Origin of the sequence: Flavobacterium xanthum (assembly GCF_900142695.1) — a bacterium.
Lineage (GTDB): Bacteria > Bacteroidota > Bacteroidia > Flavobacteriales > Flavobacteriaceae > Flavobacterium > Flavobacterium xanthum.
This window is the reverse complement of sequence record NZ_FRBU01000073.1, coordinates 1-5,605: the sequence shown is the minus strand read 5'-3', so window position 1 is coordinate 5,605 and position 5,605 is coordinate 1. Positions and strand designations below refer to the sequence as shown.

Annotated in this window: 6 protein-coding genes; 4 read left to right on the top strand and 2 right to left on the bottom strand. The window is 34.2% G+C overall.

What is annotated here, in order from left to right; all coding sequences use genetic code 11:
• Nucleotides 1–134: 134 nt before the first annotated feature.
• On the bottom strand, nt 135–719 hold the full coding sequence (locus tag BUC11_RS16185) for a hypothetical protein (RefSeq protein ID WP_073355723.1): 585 nt from the start codon (nt 717–719) through the stop codon (nt 135–137).
• 225 nt (nt 720–944) lie between these two features.
• Between BUC11_RS16185 and BUC11_RS16180 the strand changes: the two genes are divergently transcribed.
• The 3 genes from BUC11_RS16180 to BUC11_RS16170 all read left to right on the top strand — a co-directional run bounded on the left by BUC11_RS16180 (nt 945) and on the right by BUC11_RS16170 (nt 2,892).
• A complete protein-coding gene (locus BUC11_RS16180; protein WP_073355727.1) occupies nt 945–2,327 on the top strand; it encodes an MATE family efflux transporter in 1,383 nt (460 codons plus the stop codon).
• A gap of 30 nt (nt 2,328–2,357) precedes the next feature.
• Nucleotides 2,358–2,588: a hypothetical protein gene (locus BUC11_RS16175; RefSeq protein WP_066082618.1), complete on the top strand. Its 231-nt coding sequence runs from the start codon at nt 2,358–2,360 to the stop codon at nt 2,586–2,588.
• Between the two features lie 73 nt (nt 2,589–2,661).
• Nucleotides 2,662–2,892 carry a hypothetical protein gene (locus tag BUC11_RS16170; protein WP_073355720.1) on the top strand — a complete coding sequence of 77 codons (231 nt, stop codon included), beginning with the start codon at nt 2,662–2,664 and terminating at the stop codon, nt 2,890–2,892.
• Between the two features lie 4 nt (nt 2,893–2,896).
• On the opposite strand, the gene meaB is transcribed toward BUC11_RS16170, so the two are convergent.
• Complete coding sequence (meaB, locus tag BUC11_RS16165; protein WP_073355726.1) at nt 2,897–3,988, bottom strand: methylmalonyl Co-A mutase-associated GTPase MeaB; 1,092 nt, start codon at nt 3,986–3,988, stop codon at nt 2,897–2,899.
• A 597-nt stretch (nt 3,989–4,585) separates the two neighbouring features.
• Between meaB and BUC11_RS16160 the strand changes: the two genes are divergently transcribed.
• Nucleotides 4,586–5,494 (top strand): AEC family transporter, encoded by a 909-nt coding sequence (locus BUC11_RS16160; protein ID WP_073355724.1) that lies wholly within the window; start codon nt 4,586–4,588, stop codon nt 5,492–5,494.
• Nucleotides 5,495–5,605: the final 111 nt, after the last annotated feature.

Below are 5,605 nucleotides of genomic sequence, written 5' to 3'. Positions count from 1 at the left end.
AATTACATTTAAAAATACAAAAAACGAGGCAGAAAATAAAGTTTTTCTGCCTCGTTTTTATGATAATAATTATAAAATGACTTTTTCAGTGCCCTGAATTTACGAGGCATCTTTGTTTTTAATTCAAAGTAGGATTATAGTTTGAAACCATAAGCTAAACGAACACCTACTTGTCCAACTCCTTTACCAAGAGAACCATTATTGTTTAAACGATCAAAATGACTGTAATGTGTATAGTTCAAAGAAACATCTATGTACTTAGTTGCGTAACCTATACTTGGGGATAACAATAAAGAAGTTTTCTCTCTAGTATTATCTACATTACTTACTGCAAATGCAGCACCAGCTTCTCCCATTAAGTAAAATTGATCATTCCATACAAAAGCTTTAAAACCCGCTTTTGCTGGGATAATCCCTAAATCTTTTCCTTCTGTTTGTCCAGGAAAAGCATCCGCTTTGCTGACAAATAAGTTAGTGTAACCTGTAGTCAAAGTCAAAGAGTATCTTTTTGATAAATCATATTGTCCTCTTACATCAGCTCCAAGTGCTAATTTGTATGGGTCATGTACTGAGTATCCAGCATTTGCACCAAATCCTAAACGAAATCCTTGATCGTAATTTGTTGCTTCATTTGTTGTTTCTTGAGCTTCTACATTGCTAGCAAACATCATTGAGATTGTAAGTGCTAGTGCGAATTTAATTTTTCCTGCGATTTTCATAATTGTATTTTTTTAATATTTTCGTTGTTTTTAGGGGTTTTGTTTGGCTAAAAACAACATTGCAAAAGTAAGACTGTAAGTTTTTCAAAAGTTATAGAATTAAGTTGTTTTGTTATAGAATTCCTTGTTTTTGCAGGTAGCAGAATAAAATAAATACGTTATATATCCAATTGTATGGATGCAATTGAAAGCTTCTAATTATATTTGCCAACAAAAAAGCGAAAAGTGAATTTTTCTATATACTTCAAAGAGTTTTCTTATAATATTAAATTAGCCTATCCTGTTATTTTAGGAATGTTAGGTCATACTTTAATAGGAATCGTTGATAATTTTATGGTTGGCAAATTGGGTTCTACCGAGTTGGCGGCTGTTTCGTTAGGTAACAGTTTCATTTTTATAGCTTTGTCTATAGGAATTGGGTTTTCTACAGCAATCACACCATTAGTTGCAGAAGCAGATGCGGAGAGAGATGATCAAAAAATCCGAACTACTTTTCATCATGGACTGCTTTTGTGCACGGTATTAGGCATTGCATTATTTATTTTGACGGTGCTTTCCAAACAAATTATGTATTTGATGCAACAACCCAAAGAAGTGGCTGACTTGGCGGCGCCTTATATTGATTGGGTGGCCTTTTCTTTAATTCCTGTAATCATTTATCAAGGTTACAAGCAATTTGCGGATGGATTAGCGAAAACTAAATATTCTATGTACGCTATATTATTAGCGAATGTGGTACATATCTTTTTTAATTATGTATTGATTTACGGAATTTGGATTTTTCCAAAATTAGGTATTTTAGGTGCGGCTTTGGGCACTGTAATTTCCCGAATAATGATGGTTGTTTTTATGCATTATCTCATGAAAAATAATTCCGTCATGAAAAAATATTTTAAGAACTTTAGCTTTAAAGAAATTCGCAAATCAATTTTGAAGAAAATTATCGATCTTGGTTTGCCTTCAGCCATGCAAATGTTATTTGAAGTGACCTTGTTTACTGCTGCAATTTGGCTCTCTGGTTCTTTAGGTAAAAATAGCCAGGCGGCCAATCAAATTGCGCTTATTTTAGCCTCGTCAACCTTTATGGTTGCAATGGGATTAAGTGTTACGGCAATGATTCGGGTGAGTCATACTAAAGGAATGAATGATTATAAAAAATTGATTGTTGTTGCTCGATCTATTTTCTTGTTAGCCATTATTCTGGAAACTTTATTTGCGATCATCTTTGTGGTTTTTCATCAATTTTTGCCTCATCTGTTTTTAAATATGGACGATCCGAGTCAAGTGCTAGATAATTCAGAAATTATTATAATCACTTCTAAGTTACTTTTGGTAGCTGCCATTTTTCAAATTTCCGATGGGATTCAAGTTGTTGTTTTGGGAGCTTTACGGGGTTTACAAGATGTAAAAATCCCCATGTACATTACCTTCGTTTCCTACTGGATTATCGGTTTTCCGATTTCATATTATTTAGGGAAGTTTACGGAACTAAAAGCTGTTGGAATTTGGATTGGACTTTTGGCAGGATTGACTGCTGCCGCTTTATTTTTGTATATTCGCTTTGCGCGATTGACAAGAATGTTGGTGGTTCAAAACGAAAAAAAATAAAATAACTAAATTACTTAAATAATCAAATTCATGGAATTACCAAAATTTTTACTAGGCGACAATACTGATTTTCCAGAGGATATTTTTATCATCCATCTTGATTATCCTCGTTTTATTATCAATCTGAAGGATGATGAGGTAGAGTTTATCGAAGAAGCCGAAGATCTTGATGAAGGCGAATTAAATGCGGAATTGGAAGGGCTTATTGTTCTTGCAAACGAATTCTACGATCGAGAAATGGAACGTTACGAGAAAGAGTAAACTTTATGGAAAGGGACAATTGTAATAGATCTTAGTTCCTGTTTTTTGTGCAACTAATAAAATTTAGGTAGAAATGAAAAATATATTTATGTATGTCATGTTTGTTTTTGGGACGATGCTAATTATCACTGGGATTTTTAACTTTTTACCATTTGAAATTAAATCGAATACGAACTTTGGAAATGCTTATAATTTAGGACATAGTGTAGGATATGTTATTGGTAAGTTTATCAAAATTATTTTAGGACTTCTGATGTTAAAATATGGATACGAAACCTATTTAGAACTAAAGATCAAAGGATAAAATACTAGTCTTTTTTAAAATATTTTTCCAGCAAAAACTGAGCGGCTGCAAAGGGTGAAATTTCATCATTTTGTACCGCTTTTTTGGTTGAATCCAATGATTTTTGAATTTCCGAGTTGTTGTAAAAATTGGTTTTCAATTGCTCGTTTATCGTTTCTAACATCCAATATTGATTCTGTTCTTTTCGCTTTTCAAAGAAGTAATTATTTCCCTTTGTCAATTCAATAAATTTTTCGATAGTTTCCCAAACCACCGGTATTCCTTCGTGTGTAACAGAACTGCAAGTTGAGGTTGTAGGCGTCCAACCGGATTTTTTAGCTGGAAAAAGATGCAATGCTCTATTGAATTCCATTTTAGCAAATTGTGCTTTTTTAATGTTATCGCCATCCGCTTTGTTGATTACAATTGCATCTGCCATTTCCATAATACCTCGTTTAATGCCTTGTAATTCGTCCCCAGCACCGGATATTTTCAATAACAAAAAGAAATCTACCATGCTGTGAACGGCAGTTTCACTTTGACCTACTCCCACGGTTTCAATGATAATAGTGTCAAAGCCACAAGCCTCACAAAGGGTAATACTTTCGCGGGTTTTTCGTGCGACACCCCCTAATGTGTCTCCTGAAGCGGATGGTCGGATATAGGCATTTTTGTCTTTAACTAATTCTTCCATTCGTGTCTTATCACCCAAAATACTCCCATGGCTTATCGTACTGCTGGGATCAACGGCAAGAACCGCCACTTTTTTTCCTAACCCCGTCAAGAATTTTCCAAAAGCTTCGATAAACGTGCTTTTTCCTACGCCTGGAACACCAGTAATTCCTATTCGTACCGATTGGCTAGCATGCGGTAAACACGCATTAATTACTTCAGTGGCTTTTGCCAAATGAGTGCCATTCGTACTTTCTACCAATGTAATCGCGCGACTTAAAGCGGTTATGTTTCCTGCTAAAATACCTTCAACTAATGCTGCCGCTGAGGGTTGTATTTTTCTAAAGTGCTGGATGTTCTCAACAGCGGTTGCGCTAATCATTTCTGGCCTAGGAATTCCTGCTTTTTCGTGTAAGGCGCTAGGGTGGGATTTTTTGTTTGACAAAACGTGTGATTTGAAAAGTAAAAGTAGTGAAAACAAAAATAGTTTCAAAAAGGATTTCTCTAAGAAACCGTTACTTTGTGGTGAAAAATTTAAATTAGTATAGCGTTTACGCTGTTTAGTCCTGTTTCTGATATTTTTTGAGAATAAATCGAACGTATTTAGCAGATTTAATTCACGCCGTTTTATTTTTAATGCTTGATTTTTAATTTTTATATGTTGTAAAACTTGGTAAGAAGGTTTTTTACTTTACCAATAAAAAAAGGACCTAGTGTTATAGTAGTTAAAACCCGTTGGGTGTAATTAGTTTTTGATGGTAATTTTTCGTCAATTCGAGTATTTTTCGGTAGAAAAATGTAGCGAGAACAAGAAAAGTTTCATTAAAAACGGTTCTTGATACACGTCACTTCAAGTAGCGGAGCGTATCGAGAAGTTTTGTTCCGTTTTACTTCACAAAAAACACTCGAACAGACGTTTTGAATAATTGCACGCAACAGGTTAGATAAAATGTATTTCTATCTTTTGGTTAAAATTATAATTTATAAATTTCTTTATTCCGGAACTGAATTTAAATGGTATTTTTACAATCAATTCTTCGCCATGAGCAACTTTATTTTAATCTTCGTTTTTTTGTTTTTAGGTATTATTTTCCAAAATATTAAAGGATTTCCCGTTCCTATTTACAAGTTGTTAAACAAGATAGTTATTTACGTTTGTCTTCCCGCTTTAGCCTTATATTATATTCCAAAAATTGAGTGGAGTAACGAATTGCTATTTCCTATTGGAGTTGCTTGGATTACTTTTGCTGGTGCCTACTTCTTGTTTAGTTTTTTGGGAAAAAAATTCGGCTGGTCCAGAAAACTCATCGGCTGTTTAATTATTACCGCTGGTTTAGGGAATACCTCCTTTTTAGGCTTTCCCATAATCGAGGCTTTATATGGTGAAGAGGGCTTAAAAACAGCTATTTTAGTTGATCAACCGGGTTCGTTTGTTGTGCTTTCCACTTTAGGAATTCTAGTAGCCACGTTATATTCTACGGGAACGCCAAACGGTTTTCATATTGCCAAAAAAATCATGTTCTTTCCTCCATTTATAACTTTTCTTGCCGCCTGTTTAATGAATTATCTGAATTTTGATTTTCACGAATACGTTCAATTTGTATTGCAGAAAACAGGAAGCGTTATGACACCTCTAGCGATGCTTTCAGTAGGTTTACAATTGCAGTTTGATAGAAAAAGCCAACATTGGAAGTTTTTAGGATTAGGACTTTTGTATAAATTAATGTTGACTCCTGCACTGCTTTATTTATTGTATGTCGTAATTTTGCAACAACATTCAAAGATGATTGAGGTTGCCATTTTGGAGTCAGCTATGGCTCCCATGATTACAGCAAGTATCTTAGCGACTTCCCACGGTTTAAAACCCCGGTTAAGCAGCATGATGATTGGTTTTGGAATTCCACTGTCATTTATCACCTTGGTGTTTTGGTATTTTGTGCTTCAAATTTAAAGCCGATTTAAGCCATCTTGAATTCAATTAATAAATGCGAAAGTTAGGAATCTCAAAGAAAGATGAAATATTTTTTCAGAACAAAGAAAAGAAAATTAATTCTTTTCCCTG